The organism is Microbacterium gawkjiense (assembly GCF_031932225.1).
Lineage (GTDB): Bacteria > Actinomycetota > Actinomycetes > Actinomycetales > Microbacteriaceae > Microbacterium > Microbacterium gawkjiense.
Window position 1 is genome coordinate 1 of sequence record NZ_JAUZVV010000003.1, and the last position, 21,580, is coordinate 21,580.

General features: G+C 62.7%; 18 protein-coding genes and 1 pseudogene. 7 read left to right on the forward strand and 12 right to left on the reverse strand.

Annotated elements, in window-relative coordinates:
* Together Q9S71_RS14675 and Q9S71_RS14680 are read left to right on the forward strand one after the other, a co-directional pair.
* Positions 1 to 226 (forward strand): DUF4913 domain-containing protein (locus Q9S71_RS14675; protein ID WP_311863339.1); only part of this gene is annotated, 226 nt, incomplete at its 5' end.
* Between the two features lie 317 nt (positions 227 to 543).
* Positions 544 to 1,426, forward strand: a protein-coding gene (locus Q9S71_RS14680; protein ID WP_246367098.1) for an IS5 family transposase whose coding sequence is annotated in 2 segments (ribosomal slippage) — positions 544 to 897 and positions 899 to 1,426 — 882 coding nt in all. Because the reading frame shifts where the segments join, the coding sequence is not laid out codon by codon here.
* A gap of 19 nt (positions 1,427 to 1,445) precedes the next feature.
* On the opposite strand, the gene Q9S71_RS14685 is transcribed toward Q9S71_RS14680, so the two are convergent.
* A complete protein-coding gene (locus Q9S71_RS14685) occupies positions 1,446 to 1,826 on the reverse strand; it encodes a MerR family transcriptional regulator (protein ID WP_061682430.1) in 381 nt (126 codons plus the stop codon).
* A 159-nt stretch (positions 1,827 to 1,985) separates the two neighbouring features.
* Between Q9S71_RS14685 and Q9S71_RS14690 the strand changes: the two genes are divergently transcribed.
* Positions 1,986 to 3,509 (forward strand): SulP family inorganic anion transporter, encoded by a 1,524-nt coding sequence (locus tag Q9S71_RS14690; protein WP_311863347.1) that lies wholly within the window; start codon positions 1,986 to 1,988, stop codon positions 3,507 to 3,509.
* On the opposite strand, the gene Q9S71_RS14695 is transcribed toward Q9S71_RS14690, so the two are convergent.
* From Q9S71_RS14695 to Q9S71_RS14735, 9 genes are all read right to left on the reverse strand, one after another.
* Entirely contained in the window at positions 3,506 to 3,916 is a 411-nt protein-coding gene (locus Q9S71_RS14695; RefSeq protein WP_311863349.1) for a hypothetical protein, read from the reverse strand. The two genes, Q9S71_RS14690 and Q9S71_RS14695, sit on opposite strands and share 4 nt — an antisense overlap.
* Positions 3,876 to 4,280, reverse strand: coding sequence for a BadF/BadG/BcrA/BcrD ATPase family protein (locus Q9S71_RS14700; protein WP_311863350.1), 405 nt, complete (start codon positions 4,278 to 4,280; stop codon positions 3,876 to 3,878). The genes Q9S71_RS14695 and Q9S71_RS14700 overlap by 41 nt, the downstream gene beginning before the upstream one ends.
* A gap of 214 nt (positions 4,281 to 4,494) precedes the next feature.
* Positions 4,495 to 5,508, reverse strand: a complete 1,014-nt coding sequence (locus Q9S71_RS14705) for a hydroxyacid dehydrogenase (RefSeq protein WP_311863352.1) — start codon at positions 5,506 to 5,508, stop codon at positions 4,495 to 4,497.
* Complete coding sequence (locus tag Q9S71_RS14710) at positions 5,505 to 6,329, reverse strand: sugar phosphate isomerase/epimerase family protein (RefSeq protein ID WP_311863354.1); 825 nt, start codon at positions 6,327 to 6,329, stop codon at positions 5,505 to 5,507. Before Q9S71_RS14710 ends, Q9S71_RS14705 begins: the two co-directional genes overlap by 4 nt.
* 3 nt (positions 6,330 to 6,332) lie before the next feature.
* Positions 6,333 to 8,789 carry a glycoside hydrolase family 2 protein gene (locus Q9S71_RS14715; RefSeq protein ID WP_311863356.1) on the reverse strand — a complete coding sequence of 819 codons (2,457 nt, stop codon included), beginning with the start codon at positions 8,787 to 8,789 and terminating at the stop codon, positions 6,333 to 6,335.
* A gap of 104 nt (positions 8,790 to 8,893) precedes the next feature.
* Positions 8,894 to 9,811 carry a carbohydrate ABC transporter permease gene (locus tag Q9S71_RS14720; protein WP_311863358.1) on the reverse strand — a complete coding sequence of 306 codons (918 nt, stop codon included), beginning with the start codon at positions 9,809 to 9,811 and terminating at the stop codon, positions 8,894 to 8,896.
* Positions 9,808 to 10,731, reverse strand: a complete 924-nt coding sequence (locus tag Q9S71_RS14725) for a carbohydrate ABC transporter permease (RefSeq protein ID WP_311863360.1) — start codon at positions 10,729 to 10,731, stop codon at positions 9,808 to 9,810. Before Q9S71_RS14725 ends, Q9S71_RS14720 begins: the two co-directional genes overlap by 4 nt.
* Before the next feature lie 26 nt (positions 10,732 to 10,757).
* Complete coding sequence (locus tag Q9S71_RS14730) at positions 10,758 to 12,053, reverse strand: ABC transporter substrate-binding protein (protein ID WP_311863362.1); 1,296 nt, start codon at positions 12,051 to 12,053, stop codon at positions 10,758 to 10,760.
* Positions 12,054 to 12,184: 131 nt separating this feature from the next.
* Positions 12,185 to 13,240: a LacI family DNA-binding transcriptional regulator gene (locus Q9S71_RS14735; protein ID WP_311863364.1), complete on the reverse strand. Its 1,056-nt coding sequence runs from the start codon at positions 13,238 to 13,240 to the stop codon at positions 12,185 to 12,187.
* Positions 13,241 to 13,530: 290 nt separating this feature from the next.
* On the opposite strand from Q9S71_RS14735, the gene Q9S71_RS14740 reads away from it, so the two are divergent.
* The 3 genes from Q9S71_RS14740 to manA all read left to right on the forward strand — a co-directional run bounded on the left by Q9S71_RS14740 (position 13,531) and on the right by manA (position 19,724).
* Positions 13,531 to 14,493, forward strand: a complete 963-nt coding sequence (locus Q9S71_RS14740) for an acetylxylan esterase (protein WP_311863499.1) — start codon at positions 13,531 to 13,533, stop codon at positions 14,491 to 14,493.
* A gap of 104 nt (positions 14,494 to 14,597) precedes the next feature.
* Complete coding sequence (locus Q9S71_RS14745) at positions 14,598 to 18,392, forward strand: polysaccharide lyase family 8 super-sandwich domain-containing protein (protein ID WP_311863366.1); 3,795 nt, start codon at positions 14,598 to 14,600, stop codon at positions 18,390 to 18,392.
* Positions 18,393 to 18,569: 177 nt separating this feature from the next.
* Complete coding sequence (gene manA / locus Q9S71_RS14750) at positions 18,570 to 19,724, forward strand: mannose-6-phosphate isomerase, class I (protein WP_311863369.1); 1,155 nt, start codon at positions 18,570 to 18,572, stop codon at positions 19,722 to 19,724.
* 173 nt (positions 19,725 to 19,897) lie between these two features.
* Here the strand turns inward: manA and Q9S71_RS14755 are convergent, their stop codons facing one another.
* The gene (locus tag Q9S71_RS14755) at positions 19,898 to 20,266 is read right to left on the reverse strand and encodes a hypothetical protein (RefSeq protein WP_311863370.1); all 369 of its coding nucleotides are present in this window, start codon (positions 20,264 to 20,266) and stop codon (positions 19,898 to 19,900) included.
* A 78-nt stretch (positions 20,267 to 20,344) separates the two neighbouring features.
* Positions 20,345 to 20,551, reverse strand: a pseudogene (locus tag Q9S71_RS15120) (helix-turn-helix transcriptional regulator); the annotation flags it as partial.
* Positions 20,552 to 21,082: 531 nt separating this feature from the next.
* Here Q9S71_RS15120 and Q9S71_RS14760 point away from each other — a divergent pair.
* Complete coding sequence (locus Q9S71_RS14760; protein WP_311863372.1) at positions 21,083 to 21,520, forward strand: toll/interleukin-1 receptor domain-containing protein; 438 nt, start codon at positions 21,083 to 21,085, stop codon at positions 21,518 to 21,520.
* The last annotated feature ends 60 nt before the right edge of the window (positions 21,521 to 21,580 follow it).

Consider the following 21,580-nt stretch of genomic DNA (forward strand, 5'->3'; position numbering starts at 1 on the left):
AGCCGTCGCCCGCCTCGAAGGCCTGTGGCGGTCCTGGGAGCACCTGCGACTCGACCCGGCTACCGGCGCGAGCGTCTGGTGGCGCGACCACGCCGACCACCACATGAACCTGCTGCTCAGCCCTGACGGCCCCTTCGCGAAATCGAAGGACGCGTGCGAACCCGGCGAACCTTTGCCCTACACGGAGCCTCCCGAGAAGTGGTTCCCCGATGTGAGACTGACGTAGTGAACGGCGAAGCTCCGCTGACTTTTCATACGGGAACTACGAAAATCCTCCACGACCAGTCGTGGTGGTCCTGATGATGTGCCGAACCGTTTGAAATGAGGACCGCTAAGGAATCCGTTAGAACGTGATGGATGTCTGCTCCGGATAGAGACGGGATGTGCGTGGGAGGTTGTGCTCCGCATGCTGCAGCGTTCGGACGGCCAAGGTGGGTCGGATAGCCCGTTGCACGTGTCCCGCAAGCGGGTGGGTCGGGGAGAGGTGGGCTAGGGCGTGTTGATCAAGTCATCTGCCCTTGTCTCGGTGAGCCTTGAACGGTGATGCGACACGAGATCTCTGACGAGGCGTGGGCCGTGATGGAGCCGTTGATGCCGACGGTTACGGGCCGGTCGAGGCCGTGGACGAATCATCGGCTCGCTGTCGAGGGAATGGCGTGGAAGTACCGCACCGGCGCTCCCTGGCGGGACGTGCCGGAGCAGTATGGGAAGTGGAACTCCATTTACAAGCGGTTCAGCCGATGGGCCGCGGACGGCACCTGGGAGAAGCTGCTCGCGGAGGTCCAGAGGCAGGCAGATGCCGCCGGGAAGATTGACTGGGTGGTCTCGATCGACTCCACGATCGCGCGTGTGCATCAGCACGGCGCGACCCTGAAGCGGGACACAGGGGGCTCTACCGAATGACAGGAATCCGTGGGTCGAGCCGCCGGATCACGGGATCGGACGCTCTCGCGGCGGGCTGACAACCAAGCTGCACATGGTCTGCGATGGCCGTGGCCGGCCGTTGGGCATGTTGATCACCGGCGGCAACGTCAACGACACCACGATGATGACCGCGGTCCTCGAAGACATTCGCGTGCCCCGCGCCGGTAAGGGTAGGCCCCGAACCCGCCCGGACCGGGTACTTGCCGACAAGGGCTACCCTTCGAAGGCGAACCGCGCCTGGCTTCGTAGCCGCGGGATCGCTGCGACCATCCCGGAGCGTGACGACCAGATCGCGCACCGCCGGAAGCGGCCGGGTCGGCCGATCGACTTCGGCGACCAGCAGCAAGCTCGCTACAAGGGTCGCAACGTGGTTGAGCGGTGCTTCAACCGGCTCAAGCAGTGGCGCGGGATCGCGATGCGCTCCGACAAACTCGCCCGCAACTACCGCGCCGCGATCTGTCTCGCCGGAACTCTGATCTGGGTCAAGACCGGCGCGCGCTGAGTGGACTTGGGTGAGCCGCTTACACCTTCGTGGAGCGGGCGTGGAGTTGAGCGACGAACTCCTCGGCGGCGGCGAGTTGGATTCTGAGACGGTCGCGTCGCTCGAGCGCCTCCTGCCGGACACTCTCAAACCGAGCATCAAGTTCTGGATCGCGCGGGTTGGCGTTGACCAGATTGATGAGGTCGAGCAGCTCACGCATCTGGTCGAGGCTGTAGCCGAGGGGTTTCATCCGGCGGATCAGCATCACCCGTGCCTCGTCGTCGGCGGTGTAGAGGCGGAACCCGCCATCGGTGCGTCCGGACGGGGTGACGAGCCCGATCTCGTCGTAATGGCGGAGGGTCCGCAGTGACAGCCCGGTGCGCTCGGCCAGTTCACCGATGTGCATCGCCGCGTCAGTCATGATCCCCGATTTCCTTCAACCCTCACGTTACGTTAGAGTCTCGTTGTTCGCTCGCACCCTGTCGTGCAGCACCCATCCTCTCCCGAATCTCTGAGACTTCCCGGCGCAACGGAGCGCCTTCCTGCGGGCTTACATCCCCGCCGACCACGAAGGAGCACCGTGACCGCCGTCGTGCCCACGCAAGATCCCGCCGCCCGCTACCGGATCGAACCGACCGTTCTGCAAGCGCTGCGCAGCCCCCGCATTCTCACCCGCGAAGTCCTCGCCGGACTCGTCGTCGCGATCGCGCTGATCCCCGAAGCGATCGCGTTCTCGATCATCGCCGGGGTCGACCCCCGGGTGGGGCTGTTCTCGTCGTTCGTGATGGCGGTCGCCATCGCATTCCTCGGCGGCCGGCCCGCGATGATCACCGCCGCAACCGGCGCCATCGCGCTGGTCATCGCCCCTGTTGCCCGCGAGTACGGGATGGACTACTTCATCGCCACCGTGATCCTCGGTGGGCTCATCCAGATCGTGCTCGCACTCCTCGGGGTGGCGAAGCTGATGCGGTTCATCCCGCGTAGCGTCATGGTCGGGTTCGTCAACGCCCTCGCCATCCTCATCTTCGTCTCACAGATCCCGCAGCTGCTCGGGGTGCCCTGGATGGTCTACCCGCTCGTGGTCGCGGGCTTGCTCATCATGTACCTGATGCCGCTGCTGACCCGTGTCGTCCCGGCACCGCTGGTCGCGATCGTCCTGCTCACTGCCGCCGCTGTCGTGTTCGGTATCAACGTCCCCACCGTCGGCGATCAGGGCCAACTCCCGCAGAGCCTGCCCGAACTGTTCATCCCGAACGTTCCGCTCACCCTGGACACCCTCGGCATCATCTTCCCGTTCGCCGCCGCGATGGCCATCGTCGGGGTCCTCGAATCCCTCATGACCGCGAAACTGGTCGATGACATCACCGACACCCACTCCCGAAAGACCCGCGAAGCGTGGGCTCAGGGGGCGGCGAACATCCTCTCCGGCGCGTTCGGTGGCATGGGCGGCTGCGCGATGATCGGGCAGACGATGATCAACGTGAAGGCATCCGGAGCCCGCACCCGCATCTCCACCTTCCTCGCCGGCGTCTTCCTCCTCGTCTTGGTGCTTGTGCTCGGCGACATCGTCGCCGTCATCCCCATGGCCGCCCTCGTCGCCGTGATGATCGTCGTCTCCGTCGCCACGTTCGACTGGCACAGCATCCGCCCCACCACCCTCAAGCGCATGCCGCTCAGCGAAACCCTCGTCATGGTCGTCACCGTCGGCATCACCGTGTGGACCCACAACCTCGCCATCGGCGTCGGCGTCGGCGTCATCGCCGCGATGATCCTCTTCGCCCGCCGCGTCGCGCACTTCACCAGCGTCACCCGCGAGATCACCGACCTGGACGGGCAGCCCACCGCCCGTTACACCGTCGACGGAGAACTGTTCTTCGCCTCCAGCAACGACCTCACCACGCAGTTCGAATACACCCACGACCCCGACCGCGTTGTCGTCGACCTGACCCGGTCGCACGTCTGGGATGCCTCCACCGTCGCCGCGCTCGACGCCATCCACACCAAATACGAACACCTCGGCAAGACAGTGACCTTCACCGGCATGAACGACGCCACCGCCCGATTCCACGGCCGCCTCACCGGCGGACTCGGCAACGCGCACTAACTGGACTCCAGCGACCCCGGCACTAAATCAACACGCCCTAGCGCACCTGAACCATCGATTCCGGCCCCAAGAGGTGCTTGCAGCTGGAACATCGAGTCTTTTGCAAGCGAGCGTTCAAATGAGTCTCGGAGCCGAACCGATGCGAACACACCACCGATAGCGCACACGGAAAAGGTGGTGTCATTGTCAGTGACTCGTTTGGCTGCGGTGCGGACGCTATGCGCGAGTTGCTCTGCGGCGTGCTCCGTAATGCTCTGCGCGACAACATCGCCGGCCTCCGCTGCGATCGCGACATCGTGGGCAAATGAGGCGACCATGCGTACACGATCTTGGTCGGCTTGCAGATGAATGTATGCCTCGGCGAGGTCAGGCCAGCGATCTTGGACGGCGTCGGTGAGGGTGGTCACGGGGCCCCGGGCCCCGATGATCGTGTGCGCGCATGACGGCGGTTAGGGCTTCACGCCCGATCCAAAAGCCACTTCCAGCGTCACCCATGGTCCATCCCCAGCCGTCGACTCTGGCGGTGTCCCGATCACCTACGGCGAGCGTCACGGCGCCAGTCCCGGCGGCGATCACAGCGCCACGTTGGTCGCCGAGCGCGCCAAGAAAGGAGGTCACGGAGTCGTGCGCGAGCGACACCGAGGATATGCCGTCCCCTTCGACCAGACGAAGGAGCGTGTCCGCGTCAGCGTTCCGGCTGGTGAGCCCGGACACTCCTGCGGTGACGGTGTGAACAACGGCACCCGTACGAGAGATCGAACTGGTTACCACCTGTGCGAGCTGAGGAAGAAGAGGTTGTGCGGTCAGGATGCCAGGAGAGGTGAGTTCCCCGCGGCCGTCACGAGCGTCGACTCTGACTTTGATCCCACTCTGACCCGCGTCGATGGCCAGGACACCGTTCCTGTTCGTAGATGGTCTCTCATAGATGTAGATCGCAGCGCAGGGCGATAGGTAGCGAGAATGGTGGAACTCGTTTCACAGTCCGTCATGCGATCCGTGAGAGGTCATCCAGGGTGACCGGTCCAGCGAAAGGGACCCCGTTGGTGTAGCGCTCGACCTCGTCGACGGCCCAGTCTCCGAGTCGGCGCACTTCCGTTCCAAGCGCGCCCCCTATGTGAGGCGTGACGAATGCACCGGGGGCGTTCAGTAGCGGATGCTCCGATGGAAGCGGCTCAGGGTCGGTCACGTCCAAGACGGCGTACAACCTCCCGGCAAGAACCTCCTGCGTCAGGGCCGCGTGGTCGACGAGCGCACCTCGTGAGGTGTTGATGAGCGTCGCGCCATCTCGCATAGATGCGAGCCGGTGCGAGTTGATGATGTGTTTCGTCTCTGGCAGGGAGGGGGCGTGCAGCGTGACGATATCGGAGCGCATGAGTAAGTTTTCAAGATCTGTTGCTTCCGCTCCCAGCCGTTGTGCGTCGTCACCGGTCAGGTAGGGGTCGAAGACGAGAACGGCGACATCGTACGGTTGCAGAAGATCTACGAGGCGTCTTCCGATGCGGGATGCACCGATGATCCCAATGGTGCGGTTGTACGCACCGACCTTCTCTGGGCCTGAAGAGGCGGTCGGGACGTTTCCTTGGATGATTCCGCTGAGGCGTGCCGCGGCGATCCACGATCGCTTCAAGGCGAGGAGGATGCATCCAAGAGTGAACTCAGCCACCGGAATGCTGTTCGCTTCGGCTGCTGTGGATACGACCACGCCTCGCTTCCAAGCTGCGGGCGAAATAAGGTCCTTCACGCTGCCGGCAGCGTGAACGATAGCCCGCAACTTGGGCATGTTCTCTAGCGCCTCTTCATCAATGCGTGGGGCACCCCAACCGGTGAGAAGTATCTCAACGTCCGTTTGCCATCCGCCGTCGCGCGCCTTCGCCCACGTCGATATCGGTGTTGGGTCCACGATGTGTGCGACACGGTTCAGCCGCTCCCACGACGTCGCGTTGAAAAGATCCGATGGAAGGTCGGGTCGCATGAGGAGGGCTGCCCGGGGATGGTTCATGATGAGTCTCGCAGAAGGGTGCGCAAAGCTGTCGCTTCTCGCGCAAGGATGGTTGGGTTGTCGTCCGGCACGAACTCGATTAGCACATCGAGCGGGCGTCCCTGGCTGCTGAGGTGCTCGAAGGCTTGACGCCAGAGTGTCGGCCGCGCGCTGAGCGTATGTCTCTCATAGCTGGGCCACCACGAGAACGCGTGCACGGCGACGACTTGGTCGTCAATAAGTCGTAGGCCGGCTACGGCCTCGGTTGCGTCGACGCCGATACGCGGTTGCCAGTACGAACCCACATTGGGACGATCGACCTCATCCAGGAATCGCAGGGCAGCCTGTTCCGTATCGGTCAGAGTGCCGTCATGCAGCTCCAGCCCCACGGTGAGTTCGGGATTGGTGATCGACGCGAGGTCAGCAAGCTCCCGAACCTTGTCGGCTACGTGGCTTCGGTAGCGGTCGGTCGCGTCTGCAGGAGAACGGTCACCCGCCCATACCCGGACCCGCGGCGCACCAGTGCGGTGCGCCGCGGCGACGATCGCAGGGATCTCCTCGGGAGGCGATGACGGGTCGGCACGAAAGTAGGTCCCGAGAGCCGCCACCGCGGGCCCATCGGCCGCCGCGATCGCTTTGATGCGTTCTTGTGCGGCCACGTCCCCCAGCGGGACGTGAATGTCAGTGCCCCACTCAACCGCGTGTAGGTGAGCTTGTCTGGCCAGCTCACCTACGGCCGCGGTGTTGAGGTTCCTGTAGGTGACCGAACAAAGACCCGGTCGGAGCACAGGGTGTGCCACCCCGAGCAGACCCTCGTCTTCTGCGCTTCCGAGATCGGTCATCCGCTAACTGATGACCGGCTCGAGGTCGGCTGATGCGCCTCGAGCCACGATCACTGCGTCGTTCACAGTCGCCAAGACCCCGGCCGCGGTCAACGCATTCTGGGGCCACATCGCCGGAGACCGGACGTGCAGTTTTTTCGTTTCACCGGCCAACATGGTGAAGCCGGCGTCGTCGACTTCGGCGTGGGGATCGATCCGGTCGGCGTGGAAGACCACATCTCGGGCGAGGCTGCGGGCGGTGATGACCACCTCATATCCATCTGCCACCGGCGCAAAGGAGGCGGAGATCGGGTTGGGCTGGTACTGCAGTTCTGTGTCTTCCTCCGCGAACCACAGCGCGCGGTGCTCCCCTGCCTCGGCGATGAGCACCTGCGAACGGGGATCGTCGAGTTCGACCTTTGCAGGAAGGCGCACGACCGAACGCCGAGGGACGGTGATGACGTCGGAGAATGTCTCACCCGACTGGCCGTCGAAGGAACTCGCCCGCTGGGTGAGCGTGACATCCCAGGCGGTTGAGTCCTGATTGATCACGACGATTTCGAGACCCTCAGGGGTGTCCTGAATAGTCACGAGCCGGTCCTCATAGGCACGGCGAAGCGCATGCCAGGCCGGCTTCTTCTTCCCATCCCCATCAATAACTGCCCACGAGGCCACTGGCCAGCAGTCGTTGAGCTGCCACACGATCGTCCCGGCGGTGCGAGGCCAGTTGGCTCTCCAATGTTCGATACCGACAGTGAGGGCTCGTGCTTGGTTGATCTGGGTGAGGTGATGCCAGTCCTCAGTGGATGCTGGTTCGGGGAAATGGAACGCCAACCCCCGCATGAGGTTGCCGTTGCCCCCCTTGGCCTTCTGGTGGTGGGCAACACCCGGGCTCTCCGGGGTCAGCGGGTAGTCGCTGACCGCGCGGCGCAGGGTTGACCAGTTCGGCGGCGCCTGCCAGCCGAACTCGGAAACGAACGGAGGCGTGTACTCGCGGTACGCGGTGTAGTCGCGGCCGTTCCACACGTCCCAGATGTGCACGTTGCCGTGGTTGGGATCGTTCGGAGGCAGGTCACTGCTGCCGGACCATGGGCTACTCACCCAGTAGGCCCGCGTCGGGTCCACCTCTGCAACGACGGCGGGCAGTAGCTCAGAGTAGAGCTTCTCACCCCAGCTGAGGTCCCCGATGGGAATGTCCAGCTCCCACAAGAAGAGCCCCCAGTTGTTCTCGTTGTTGCCGTTCCACAGCACCAGGCTGGGGTGCGGCATGAGCCGAGCCACCACCTCGCGTGCCTCCGCTTCCACCTCGGAGCGGAATGGTTCCTCCTCGGGGTACGCCGCACACGCGAAGAGGAAGTCTTGCCACACGAGGATGCCGAGCTCGTCGCAGATGTTGTAGAAGGTGTCGCTTTCGTACAAGCCGCCACCCCAAACGCGGATGAGATCGACGTTCGCGTCGACCGCTTGTTGCAGTCGATCGCGGTATCGCTCGGGGGTCACCCGAGTGGGGAAGCAGTCGTCAGGGATCCAGTTGACGCCGCGCGCGAAAACTCGTTCCCCGTTGACGACGAAGGTGAACTGCGTTCGACCGTCGCTGTCAGTGGACGTGTCGACGTCCACTTCGCGGAAGCCGAGGCGTCGTTCCCAGGAGTCGAGAACACTGCCGTCGAGTTTTTCAAGCACGACCTCGCAGTCGTAGAGCGTCTGCTCGCCGTACCCACGCGGGTACCATCGTTGCACGTCCGGGACGCGCACCGTTGCGTCGATGCTCTCGTGTTCGAGGCCGACGTTGACGATCGTCTCCTGGCCGCCAATGCGGACGCGGAGGAGCAGCTCGGTCGGCGCATTCACGCCCGCCCGCTCGACATCAGCTCGGACCTGCACGATCCCGTCTTCAGCGTCGATTGTGACGAGTGGCCGAACGCGCTGGAGGCGCGCTGTACTCCAGGCGTGGATATACAGGGGCTTCCAGATACCCGCCGTGACGAGTGTCGGGCCCCAGTCCCACCCGAAGTTGCATGCCATCTTGCGGACCATGTTGTAGGGCATCCCGTAGGGCCCTCCGCGGTGACCACCGACGAGTTCGGCGATCCGGTCTGCCTCATCCCACACCGAGTCGAATCGCACGGCGACGGCGTTGACATCCTGGGAACGCCAAGCATCGCGAACGTCGAATCGTGAGCTGCGGTGCATGTTCCGGGACACGCCGACCGGGGCGCCGTTGACGAATACGGTGGCGATGGTGTCCAGTCCCTCAGCCACCAGGTCAATGCGTTCGGCGTCCGCGGTGGGGGCTGTCAGCGTTGTTGTGTATTCCCACGTGGACCGCCCAATCCAGTGCTGCCTCTCCTCGTTGTCGTCGAGGTAGGGATCGCTCAGTTCCTCGGCAGCCATCAGGTCGGTGTGGACGCATCCCGGTACCGTCGCCGGGATGGCGCGACGCTGGAGACGCTTCGGCGCGTCGTGGGCACCGTCGAGCATGGTGAGCGTCCAGGAAGTGGACACAGGGGTGAGGTGAGGCACAGGGACTCCAAGTAGGGGGTGGTTCGGGGGATCGCGGCACCGTGATGCTGATCGCCCAGGGATCAGGTCTTCAGCGCCCCGTCGGTGACGCCGGCGATGATGTATTTCTGCACGAAGGCGTAGAGCAAGATGAGCGGGATCGCCACCAGGAGCACGGCTGCAGCCAGCAGCGCCCAGTCGTTGCTGTATTGCCCTTTGAAGGCGAACAACCCAACGGTGACCGGGTACTTGGCGGGGTCAGCGAGATAGATGGTCGCGAGGATGATGTCGTTCCACGTGCCGATGCACTGCAAAACGAAGACAGTGATGATGACAGGGCGCGCGAGCGGAACGATGAATGTCAGAAGGTAGCGGAAGTACCCGCAACCATCGATGGCCGCAGCTTCGTCGAGGTCACGTGGGATCGACCGGAGGTATCCCATGATGAGCAGGGGACCGACGCCCAGGCTCGCTCCTTGCAACAGGATGTACCCGAGCTGAGACCCGTACAGCCCGAGCTCCAGCATGAGCTGGAACTGAGCGGTCAGAGCGTTCGGCAGGAAGAGCGACACTACGAAGAACGCCGGCCAAAACGCTTTTGACCCTGCGATGTACCCTCTCGCAACGGGGAAGGCGAGCAGCAGCGCGGCCACGGTGCTGATAACTCCTGCGACGAGGGTGTAGAGCAGCGAATTGAAGAAGTATGCCCCGAAGTTGCCGGCCTCCCACGCTTCGACGAAGTTGCCGATCGCGAACGACTGGGTTGGCCCGATCGGGTCCGCTACGAATTCTTCGGACGTCTTCAGCGCTGTGTTCAGGAGGAACAGCAATGGGAACACGTACGCTCCGACGGCCGCGATCGCGATCGCGTACAGGAGAGCCCGTTGACCGCTTGCGCTCCGGCGGCCGCTGAAGCTCTGTTCAGCACGTCGCGATCGGCGGGACCGGGATTTGGGTACGACGGGAGGGGTGGTCTGGGCGGGCGAATCGAGGGTTGTCATAGTTGCGTTTCCCGTCGGCGGAGGTACCAGAGCGCGGTGAGCGCGATGATGCCGACCATGATGAACTGGATGATCGAGATCGCTGAGGCGAGCCCCTGCTGTTGGATGGCCGAACCCGTCGCATTGGCCGTGAACCCGATGGTGAAGATCTTCAGCGCCAGCACGGAGGTGTACGGGTTGTCTCCGGTCAGGACGAAGATCAACTGGAACGTTTGCAAGGTGCCGATGATGGAGATCAGCACGTTCGCTGTGACACCCGGCGCGATCATCGGGACCGTGACGTTACGGAACCGCTGCCATGCGTTGGCGCCGTCAACCTTCGCGGCTTCGTAGAGATCTGAGGGAACCGCTTGGAGGGCGGCGATGAAGATGATCATCCCGTACCCCAGCCCTGACCAGATCTGTATGAGGATCACAAGCGGGAACGCGAGGTGAGGGTCTCCGAGGAAGGCGGATTGTTGGCCGAAGAGCTCCCATGCTGATGCAGCAGGCCCTCCTGTGGGGTTGAAGATCAGGAGCCAGATCAGTCCGATGACTGTCACTCCGAGCACCGTGGGCATGAACACGATGGAGCGCATGACGGTGACCCCGCGCAGCTTCTGCGTGAACAGCACCGCCAGCCCGAGTGCAGCAGCGTTTTGGATGATGACGATGGAGGCGCTGAAGATCGCTGTGCGACCGAGGATCGCCCAGTTTTCTTCAGCTTGCGGCCCGGTGAAGAAGAACTGGTAGTTCTCCAATCCCACCCATTGCCAGGGGACGCCCGGGATCCCGGAGATGTCCGTGAATGACAGGACGACGACTCCGAGTGCCGGCACGAGTCCGAAGAGGGCGAAGAGCAGGATGGCGGGGGTGAAGCCTGCCCACGGCATCCAGCGCGAGGCGCGCTGGGTGCCGAAGGGACTTATTGCAGTAGCCATGAGATGCGTCGTGTTGAGCGGGTCGCTCAGTTCTTGGGCAAAGCGGCTTCCCAGGACTTCTGGGATTCCTCGGCGAGCTTTTCCATGTTGGACTCGGTGCCCATGGGAGCGATCTGGTCGTAGGCGAAGCCGACACGCACGTTCTGGCCGGCCGCGGGGTTCGGGTGGAAGACGCCGCCCCAGGAGGGTGCGTATCCTTCGTCACCGAAGTACGGCGCGATGCTCTCGAGGAAGTCGGTGCTCTTAATGTCCGGCATGGCCGGCAGGAAGCCTGCGTCCGTGATGAAGGTCTGGTACTGCTCGGGCTGGCTGTAGAACTCGAGGAAGTCCTTGGCGCAACCGGGGTCTTTCGCGTTTGCGGGGATCGCCATGTTTGTTTCGAGCTTGCCGCGCAGTACCTGGTTGTCTTCGGCGTTGTCGCTACCGGGGAGGGGGAAGTACCCCCATTCGAAGTCGGGGTTCTGCTCCTGGATGCCAGCTGCGCCCCAGGACCCGTCGGGGAGCATAGCGGCCTCTCCTGCGGTGAACCGGCCGGTGACGGTAGCGGCACTGATCCCCGGGAAGGTGGGCTCGGCGAAGGAGTAGAGCGTCTGGATCTTCTCGAGGACGCGCACGGCCTCCGGGTCGGTGAACTTCTCGCTTCCTGTCCAGAGCCCTTCATCGAAGGCTTCCATGTCGTCCAGGCTTGTGGAGGCGACGCCTTCCATCAGGAGCCCTACGGGCCACTTTTCCGCGCCGCCCATGATGAGGGGAGTGATGCCGGCGTTCTTGAGTTTCTCCGCGGCGGCGACGAACTCGTCGAAGGTGGTGGGCAGCTCGATGCCGTTCGCGTCGAACAGGTCCTTGTTGTAGTACACGCCTGTGACGTAGCTGATTCCGGTCGGGACGGAGTAGTCCTTGCCCTCCCACTGGAGCGCTTCTCGGACGCCGGGCGACCACGTGTTCAGCCAGTCGCCGGAGAGCTCGGTCCACTGACCTGCTTTGAGTCCTCGAACCCAATCGCTTTCGTCAGCTCCGGACACGTAGTCCGGGAGTTCGCGTGTTGCACCTGAGGAGTTTCCTTCGGTGATGTCAACGTCACCCGCGGTGATTCGCGCGTTCCGCACGTTTGCGAAGTTCTCGTTCGGGATGAACGTGAGCTCGACCTTTGCCCCTGGGTGTTCTTCTTCGAACGCGGCCGCAACCGCCTGGAAGCCGGCTTCCATCGGCTCGTGAGCGTGCATGAGGACGTTAATCGTGCCCTCGCATTCACCTCCGGTATCGGCCGGTGCGGCGTTCGCGCCGCCGGTGACACCGCCGCTGCAGGCGGTGAGCATGAGCATGGCCGATCCTGTGGCGAGGACGCCAAATGCCGTCTTCCGGGCAGGGGTGTAGTGCTTGGTAGACATCGTTGTTCTCCGTGAGGGTGAGTGGAACCGACGTTCGGGTGCGGTTCCGTTGGTGGTGACGAGGGTTAAAGAGCGGGGTGGACTGACTGCCTGCGCACGATCTCGACGGGCAGGAGTGTGGTCACCGCGGGAGCGGTCGGGTTCTTCGCGCGGCGAGCGAGCCGCTGAACCGCGAGCGCGCCCAGCGCGGGCTGGTCAAATCGGTAGGACGTGAGCGGCGGAAAAATGTGCTCACCGAGTTCATCGCTTCCGCCTACCACTGACACGTCTTCGGGGACTCTGCGCCCAACGTCTCGAAGAGCGCGGATAGCGCCGGATGCTAGTGCGTCGTTGGCGCACACCAGGCCGGAGATGTCTGGGTCGTGGGCGAGAAGAGCGAGCGCGGCTTCGTACCCACCTTGTTGGGTGAGATCTGACTCTGCGAAGTGGTCTCGGTTGTGGGGGATTCCCGCATGGACGAGCGCTTCTCGGAATCCGCGGGCGCGCATCTCCACTGCGGGGACAGTGTTGATGACGACGCCCTCTGCAAGTGGACCGCCCACGAAAGCGAGCTTCTGGTGCCCGGCTTTTAGGAGTTCCTGCGTAACGAGGTATGTCCCGTGGAAGTAGTCGGGCAGTACGGCGTCGTGGGGGATGCCGCCCAGTTCGTCAGGATCCAACAGTGTGTCCACGACGACGACCGGCATGCCGAGTTCTTCTGCGGCCGCAACGACAGCGGGGGAGGGGGCTCCGACGAGGAGAGTGGCGTCAAGACCGAGATCGCTGACTCGTTCGAGAACGTCGGCGGCAACGGTGTGACGGCCGGGGAGTGAGCAGTAGGTCACTTGTGCACCGAGCCGCGCAGCCTCCGCCTCGGCACCTTGGAGAAGGTGTGCCCAGAACGGTGCCATGAGGTCTTGTGCGGCTTCGAGGTGCGGCAGCGTGAGCAAGAAGCCGATGGTTCTCAGCTGCGGGAGGTCGGTGGCCCGTTGCCGGGCGCGGGCAGGTGAGTAGCCCAATTCGTTGACAGCTTCGATGACTCGGGAACGGAGATCGGCTGCGACATTGACATGGTTGTTCAGGACGCGGGAGACGGTGCCGTTCGACACGTTCGCGCGTCGGGCGATGTCTCGCACGGTCACGGATGTTCTGTTCACGAGTGCCGCTCCCTTCGTTCACGTCGTCATGAATGTTTCATGAAGCATTCGCCGAGCGATGCCCTCTCGTCAACATCCCGATCCGCGCTGTTGCCCCAGTCTTGCGACACAACGAGAGCCATAAAACTTTCGACTATCTGGTATTTGTTCCCAGACGCCTTAGTGGGGGCGGCCATCGAACGATGAACGTTCATCGGTGATGAACGTTCATGAACGACGCGACTACTCGTCACGTTCGGCGCAGTGGAACACTTCAGGGCGTGCCTCTCGTTGATATGCCTCTGGACCAGCTGCAGCATTACCGACCGCCGCTCGCGCCGCCCTCCGATCTTGTGAGTCGGTGGCAACACACCATCGACGATGCTCGGCGCCACCCCGTGCTCGTTGACCTGCGGGACGTCCACACGGATTTGCCTCGGGTCGAGGTGACGGATGTGACGTTCGCGGGGTTTGACGGCCAACCTGTCCGCGCATGGTGGGTAAGACCTGCCGAGGCTAAAGGGGGTCTACCGGTGATTGTCGAATACCTCGGGTATGGCGGCGGACGTGGGTTGCCTCACGAGCGGCTGCTGTGGGCGAGCGCAGGCTTCGCGCACCTCGTTGTGGACTCACGTGGACAAGGATCAGCGTGGGGCAGTGGCGGAGACACGCCCGATCCGGCGCCAGCCGGCGATCCGGCATACCCGGGGTTCATGACCCGAGGAGTACTCACCTTCGACACCTTCTACTACCGCCGCCTGATCACAGACGCTGTCCGAGCGGTGGAGGCCGCTCGCCTGCTTCCCGGCGCGGATCCCAACCGAGTTGCCGTCCTGGGGGCTAGCCAAGGAGGAGGTTTAGCCCTGGCCGTAACGGGGCTAGTTGGCGGATTGATTGGTGCAGTCATTGACGTCCCATTCCTCTGCCACATTCGGCGGGGAGTAGAGACCAGCGACAGCGAGCCGTACCAGGAGATCGCGCGATACCTGTCCGTCCATCGTGACCACGTGGACCGAGTCTTTGAGACACTCTCCTACGTTGACGGGGTCCACCTGGGTGCGATGTCTACGACGCCAGCACTGTTTTCCGTCGCACTTCAAGACACCGTCTGCCCGCCCTCAACGGTCTTCGCGGCGTACAACGCGTACGGCGGTCCCGCGCGTATCGAGGTCTATCCCTTCAACGGCCACGAGGGCGGACAAGCGCATCAGTCAAGAGCAGCACTCGCTTGGCTGAAGAGACTCGCGCTCCCTGAATGACAAAGGCCTCTCCGTTCATGACCAATCATTCATGAACGGAAAAACCTTCCGGGATGCCCCCACCCTGCATAACGTCATCCGCGACCCCCGTCGAAGGAGACGCTGTGCGCAGCTTCACATCCAAGAGCACCTGGCGAGGTGCGATCCTCTCCCTGTCCGTTGTCATCAGTGTCAGTCTGCTGGCAGGACCGCCAGCAGTCGCGTCTGAACAAGACGAATTCTCGGCTGTTCGGGAAAAGTGGGTGGCGTCCATCGTCGGTGACGGGAACCTCGACCTGGCTGACCCAGATGTGGCCGCGAAGGTCGCGTCGGTGACGCAGCTCGCGGAGACTCGTCGCTCACGAGTAGATCGATCCGCCGTGCGCACATCTGTCTTCACAGATCTGACCACCCGTATGCCTAATCAGAACATCACGAATAGCTTCATCGGGCTGCGGGAAATGGCTGTCGCGTATCGAACCGACGGCAGTGCGCTCGAGGGGGACGTGGGTCTGCGAGACGACATCATCGGCGGGCTCGTCTGGTTGGAAGCTAACTGGTACAACGCGGAAGTCCCCTTCGCCCCTCAGAGCCCTGACAACAACTGGTTCGCATGGGAGCTGGGCGCTCCGCTTGCACTTGTGGACGTCCTCGCTTTGATGCATGACGATCTTCCCAGCGGTCTGCTCGACGACTACGTCGCCGCGATCGATCATTTCCTGCCCCGCCCAGATCAGCTCGGGCACAGCGTGAACTGGACCCTCGGCTCCGAGGGTGCAAATTTGGCCTGGGCCGTCACTGTCCTGGGAAAGCGCGGCATTCTGGGTGAAGACGGTGACGTCGTTGCAGAAGCAACCACTGCTCTTTCGCCCCTGTTCGACTATGCAGCCGACGGCGCAAACGGATTCCACCGCGATGGATCAGTGCTGTTCCACGAGGGGTTCCCCTACACAACCGGCTACGGCTGGTCTAACGTCATCGAACCCACCCTTGCCGTCATGCTCTACGAGGGCTCGCCTTGGGAGATCACCGATCCCGACAAAGCAAACCTCGTGAGCTGGGCGCGTGACTCCTTTGAACCGTTCCTGTTCGGCAACCGAATCCACGACTCACTCGCAGGACGCAACATCGCGCGTCCGCGAAGCCAAGACCGCGCGAGCGGACTAGTCAACCTGGCGCTGGACCTGCGTTCCATCGGATCACCGGCAGAATCAGCTCACCTCGACAGCCTGGTCAAACATCTCCTTCGTTCTGACCCCCAGTCCAGCTTTTGGAAGAACGGGTCCATCCCCAACATCGTCGAAGCCCGTCGCCTTCTCAACGATCCGACGGTGCCCGAACTGGAGCCCGGGGACTTCTACAAGCAGTTCCCTGCAATGGATCGCAGCGTCGCTCGTCGAGACGGCTGGTCTTTCGGTGTGGCGATGCATTCCAGCCGCACACAGAACTACGAGTCGATCAACAACGAGAACGTTCGAGGCTGGCACACAGCCGACGGGCGCACGACCTTGTTCACCAGCGACATCGACCAGTACGGAGAGGACTATTGGCCCACCATCGATGCCACGAGAATCCCGGGAACGACTGTCGTCCAGCACGAAGAAGATGATGTGCTGGCACCCCAGGTTGGACGGCTGGAGATCATGGGATCGAAGCCAGTCATCGATGACCTGAGCGACTTCTCCCGGGTGCATTACCGTTCTCCCCGGTGGACTGTGGATAAGAATCCAGAAGCTGCAAACGGAGACACCTCAAGGGTCCGCCGCACCGAGAATTCACAGGAGCAGCTGACCTGGACATCGGCAGCTGCTGCGACATCTTTCGCCATCGAGGTGCACCACACGTCCCAAAGCGGGCTCGATCGGGTCACAGTTCTCGCCTCCACCAACGACAGCACGTACAGTCCGGTCAAGGTGACGCCGACTGTCGTGGCGCAGGCAGGCGGGTGGACGACCTCGGTTCTGCGGCCTACCGGTGCGCTGCCGACAAACACGAGATTTATTCGAATTCAGCTGGCGCCCAGTGTTCCCCAAAGCAGCGGAGACTCCGTCTGGGCGGGCGGCACTTCTCTTGAAGGGAAGTACGGTGCGTCCGGCATGGAGCTGATTCAGCCTGAGAGTGGTCTCTCCGCACGCAAATCCTGGTTCGTCCTCGACGACGAGATCGTCGCTGTGGGGAGCGACATCTCCGGCACAAAGGATCGCGAAGTGGAAACCGTTGTTGAAAACCGGCGACTGACTCGGGACTTCCCTGGGAATCTGACAGTGGACGGCGAGAATCTCGGCGCAGCTGACGGCGACCAGAGACTGGCAGACGTGAGTTGGGCCAATCTTGGCGGTGGGGTAGATGGTTCCGACCTCGGGTATGTCTTCCCCAGCACGACAGACCTGCGCGCTGTCCGCGAAACTCGCTCTGCCAACTGGTCCGAGATCGGAAACAGCACTCTCGCCGCCTCCAACCGCTTCGCCAGTCTCATCCTGGAACACGGCGCGAAACCGACCGACGGCACGTACTCGTACGTCCTACTGCCAGGAGCAGACGCGGGGCAGACTGCGGCATACGCAGAGAATCCTGACATCGAAGTGCTCGCGCAGGCTCCTGAGGCGCACGCTGTGAGGGCCGCCGACCAAGGCATTGTCGGCGCCACCACCTGGACGAAAGCGTCAACCACGATCAACGTGAACGAAGACCCCTTCATGACGGTGACCGGGCGAGCGGCCGTTATGACACAGGAATCTAACGGAGAAATGCGGCTCGCGATCAGCGACCCGACCCAAGGAGCCGATAAGGCCGGCCCTGTAGATGACTCCGCCAACGGGTTCTCACAGATCTTCGAACGCTCGACTAACTGGGGACTCGAGCCTGGGGGCGGTTTCAAGCGAACGACCGCTACCCAGGAGTACCTCACCTATCGGGTGGACCAGGCCCAGGATTTCCTCGTCACTCTGCGATGGAACCACCAGCTCTCCGGCAGCAACACTTCCCCGATTCTTGACCGGGTCCGGTTCTCCACCTCGCCGGACAACAAAACGTGGTCGCCAGTCAAGGTCCAACTGACCAAGCCACACACGCCAACGGATGGGGGAGGCCTCACGAACACTGCAGATGTCGAACCGATCGGAGATCTGCCCGCCGATACCCAGTACGTCCGTATCGAAGCGCTCGACACCGATCCGAAGATCTGGTCGCCCCAGATCCGTCGGGTACAGATCGAGAGCGGGGCCCCCGAGGGTGCCTTCGTCGACGTCGAGATTGCCCGTACCGCTCTCGCGACGCTGGAGCAGGACCCGAGGGTGGAAGTGGTGTCATTGAACCCGCTGAAGATTCGCGTCGACGTGGCAGATGCTCACGGCGAAACATTCCACGCTCGTTTCGCATATGACGTGAAAGCGCCGGAGCTGACCGTCACGGCACCCGAGGCTGTGTGGACCGACCGAGACAGCACGATGCAGGTCGTGGCGGCTGACGATGGAGGCGACACCGCGATCACCGTAATCGCGGACGGTACAGAGATCCCGGTTCCCACGACGGGCACCCTGCCACTCGACACAAGCTACGGGAACCACGAATATCTCGTCACAGCGACCGATCGCGCCGGCAACACCACGAAACAGACAGTGAGATACCGATCTCTGCGTTTCCTGGCCGACCCCCCCACGAAAGACACCGTGAAGGCTGGCGCCACACTGCCGGTACGTTTCGGGATCGAGGCGCCAGGTCGAGCCGGAGAAGTCACCGCCGTCCTCAAAGCATCCGATGTCGAAGGGAACACACTCTTCCGCAAGGCAGGCCAGCACTATCAGGCTCTGTGGCGCTCAAAGAAGGAAATGACCGGCGAACACAGCCTGATCATCCACGTGACCGTAGACGGAGTGAACCTCCCCGCCCGAGAACACGTCGTACTCGTACGCAACAGATGACGGAAAGTCTGGTTTCGCATACCCCTGACGCAGGAGACAGGGTTCTCTCTCCGCCCAGCACTGGCGCCGGCAAGCCGCATGCCGCGGCGGCGTTACGGCAACAGCCACCACGCCATCCGCTGGTGATGCATCACCAGCGCCATATGTGGAACCAACCTCTGACCCCGAAAGAAGGACATGACGGCACAACTGCTGCAAATCGCTGGAGACATCCGCGACTACGCATGGGGGAGCAGCGGGGGGATATCGAGAGCCCTAGGTCACGCGCCAACCGAGGCCATCGAAGCCGAACTCTGGCTCGGCTCCCACCCGTCATCCCCTAGCAGGATCATTTCAACTGATGCTGGTCACACCGACCTGGCTGCGTGGGAGAGCGACGGCCACGGCCCGATGCCCTTCCTCCTCAAGTTGTTGGCCGCAGCTTCTCCACTCTCGCTTCAGGCTCACCCCACCCCGACGCAGGCGCTCGAAGGGTTCGACCGCGAGAACGCACTCGGAATCCCGTTGGCGGCTCGCGAGCGCAACTACAAGGACCCCTTCGCGAAGCCAGAACTCATCGTCGCCCTCGAAGACGGCTTCGAGGCGTTGTGCGGCTTCCGGCCGATCGCTGACACCCGGGCGGCAATCCACGAGCTGGCCATATCGGCGCGAGATGCCGCACCCTTCCGTGAATGGGACGAGCTCCTCGGCAATCCCGGGGGGCTGCGCGACGCGTTTGAGTGGCTCCTGGCGTACGGCGCTGGCCCCAGATCAATCGTTGAAGAGATCTCGACAATGAGCGCAGCGATCGGGCGACCGTGGCTACTCGGGCGGAGCCTCTCCGAGAAATACCCGGGAGACCCCGGAGTGGCAATCGCACTCATGCTCAATCACGTCACCCTCGCCGCAGGCCAAGCACTATGGCTACCGGCTGGGAACATCCACGCCTACCTGCGAGGAGTGGGTGTCGAGCTCATGGGCCCCAGCGACAATGTCCTCCGCGGCGGACTGACTACCAAACACGTTGACCAGACAGAACTGCAGAAGATCCTCGACTTCTCGGATGGCGCACCGCCGATCCTTATTCCTCGACATCTGACCGAACACGTCAGAACCTATCGCCCGCCCGTTTCACCGACAGGGGAACACGAAGGCTTCCAGCTCTACGACATCATCGGATCGGTGACGCTCCCGACAACGTCGCCATCGATTGGTCTGGTGACGAGCGGGGCCTTCTCCCTGACGGTCAGCAACCGACATATGCACCTTGAAAGAGGTCAGGCAGCCGTCGTGACAGATTCCACGGACATACACATCGAGGGCAGCGGTCGCCTCTTTCTGGCAAGCGAGTGAACGAGGAGGGTCTTTGTACTGGAGAAAGCCTCGCGCTTCTTCCTACCCACCTACCCGGATACTTCGAGCTCACACCTGTCAGACCGTTCCCATTGGCAACATGGTCGCCTCGCAGGACCTCAGCGCGCCTTAAAAAGATCGCCTCTCGTAGACCACCGATAACCACCGTTATGTCAGTATGGATCCTCCTGGCCGAGGTTGAACCGGTCCTCGTACGCCGCTTGGTCAATAAGGATATGGACTGCAGCAAACTGAGCGATCAGCTCCACTAGTTCATTCTTCGACCGCAGATCCGGCACCACGACGGCTTGGCCGCTGTCCACGAGGACCCCTAGCGCGTCCTGGTTCATCTGGCCCTGCACTCTGAGGGGGCCGTCGATCCGTTTCCGCACCCAATCTAGGTAATCGTCAGGCTCGTCGGGCTGGACGGTCCCCCTTTCGTCGGGTAACGACGAAAGGAGCTCCGGGTGACGCTGGAGCATCGCTCTGACATCGAGGAGTCGGTTGAGAAAATCGGCTGTTGGTTCCTCGAGCTCGTTCATAGCAATGTCAGCCAGGCGCCGCATCCGGCTCAATCGTTGCGCTGGCGTACGAGCGTAGGTCGCTAGCGCCTCGAGTTCAGTGTCCAGTGCGTCTGCAATGAGCAGCGCCTCCGTGAGCCTTACCGAACGGCCACCCGACTCAATACGTGATATCGCTGGGGCATCTACGCGCATCCCGCGCTCTGTCAATCGATCTGCCAGTTGCTTCTGGCTCATCCGTCGAATAGATCGCCAACCGGCGACTGCCCGTCCGAACGCTTCTTCCGGAGTTCGGTCACTAGTCATGTGTCGATTAGAGCATCCATTGCTCTTGACGACAAGGCGAAGGGCCGTTATGTTCAGGTGAGCAACATCTTGTCCCCGCGGACAAAAGCGGCCCGAGGCAGCGTCAACTGCCTCGGGCCGAACAAACGATTGTGTCTAGCAGCCCAATCGTAACGGCGGATCCGGCGCCTTCAGACCCCGGACTACACAACGATTGGACGAAGAAATGAACATCAAGCTCAAGGGGAAGCGCTGATGGCGCGCGGATACGGCGCGTGTACCGCACCAGTTCGCGGTCACATTCGGGGCGGCGGAGCGGATTGTCCGGTTCACGGAGGACGGGGGTCGTACGACTACTACTCCCGGCCGCGATACACGCCGTCATACACTCCGCCATCAGACACCCCGCCTGTTGCCCGACGTTATCCGAGCTACGCGAGTCGGTCGTCCGGCAGCGGGGGCGGTCAGTCAACCTCGAGCCAGCGGCGGCGATCTGTCGTCACCTACTCGACGGCCGAGTATCAGACACTCAACCCGGTCCGCGAGCAAGTCGTGCGTGTCGCGCACGAGGAAACGACCACTCGCGACCTGTTTCTGTGCCACGCTTGGGCAGACCGAGCCGGTGCGGCACTCGAGCTCAATGATCTCCTCGCAAGCCTCGACGTGAAGGTCTGGTTTAGCGAGATGGACATCCCCCTGGGGACGTCACTCATCAGGAAGATCGACCAGGGTCTTGCGAACTCTCGTGCGGGAATCGTTTTGGTCACGCCTTCCCTGTTCGACAGCCTGCGAAGCGAAGGCATCGCAGCTCAGGAGTTGTCGGCTCTGCTCGCCACTGATCGAGTGATTCCCATCGTGCACGGCACCACATTCGACGAATTGCGCCGGGTCAGCCCGCTGCTTGCTGCCCGTTCTGGCCTCGATACGGCCAGCTACGCCTCCCTGGAGGAAGTTGCAGCGAGGCTCGCTGACACTGTTCTCGTCGATTGATGCCATGACGGTGGCCCCATTCGGGCGTGGGGCCACCATCACACGATTCATGTGAGTGGT

Coding starts and splice junctions, on each gene's coding strand:
- Q9S71_RS14755 (WP_311863370.1), bottom strand. CDS start 20,266: ATGAACGAGCTCGAGGAACCAACAGCCGATTTTCTCAACCGACTCCTC.
- Q9S71_RS14685 (WP_061682430.1), bottom strand. CDS start 1,826: ATGACTGACGCGGCGATGCACATCGGTGAACTGGCCGAGCGCACCGGG.
- Q9S71_RS14740 (WP_311863499.1), top strand. CDS start 13,531: ATGCCTCTGGACCAGCTGCAGCATTACCGACCGCCGCTCGCGCCGCCC.
- Q9S71_RS14730 (WP_311863362.1), bottom strand. CDS start 12,053: ATGCTCATGCTCACCGCCTGCAGCGGCGGTGTCACCGGCGGCGCGAAC.
- manA (WP_311863369.1), top strand. CDS start 18,570: ATGACGGCACAACTGCTGCAAATCGCTGGAGACATCCGCGACTACGCA.
- Q9S71_RS14705 (WP_311863352.1), bottom strand. CDS start 5,508: ATGAACCATCCCCGGGCAGCCCTCCTCATGCGACCCGACCTTCCATCG.
- Q9S71_RS14715 (WP_311863356.1), bottom strand. CDS start 8,789: ATGCTCGACGGTGCCCACGACGCGCCGAAGCGTCTCCAGCGTCGCGCC.
- Q9S71_RS14720 (WP_311863358.1), bottom strand. CDS start 9,811: ATGACAACCCTCGATTCGCCCGCCCAGACCACCCCTCCCGTCGTACCC.
- Q9S71_RS14710 (WP_311863354.1), bottom strand. CDS start 6,329: ATGACCGATCTCGGAAGCGCAGAAGACGAGGGTCTGCTCGGGGTGGCA.
- Q9S71_RS14725 (WP_311863360.1), bottom strand. CDS start 10,731: ATGGCTACTGCAATAAGTCCCTTCGGCACCCAGCGCGCCTCGCGCTGG.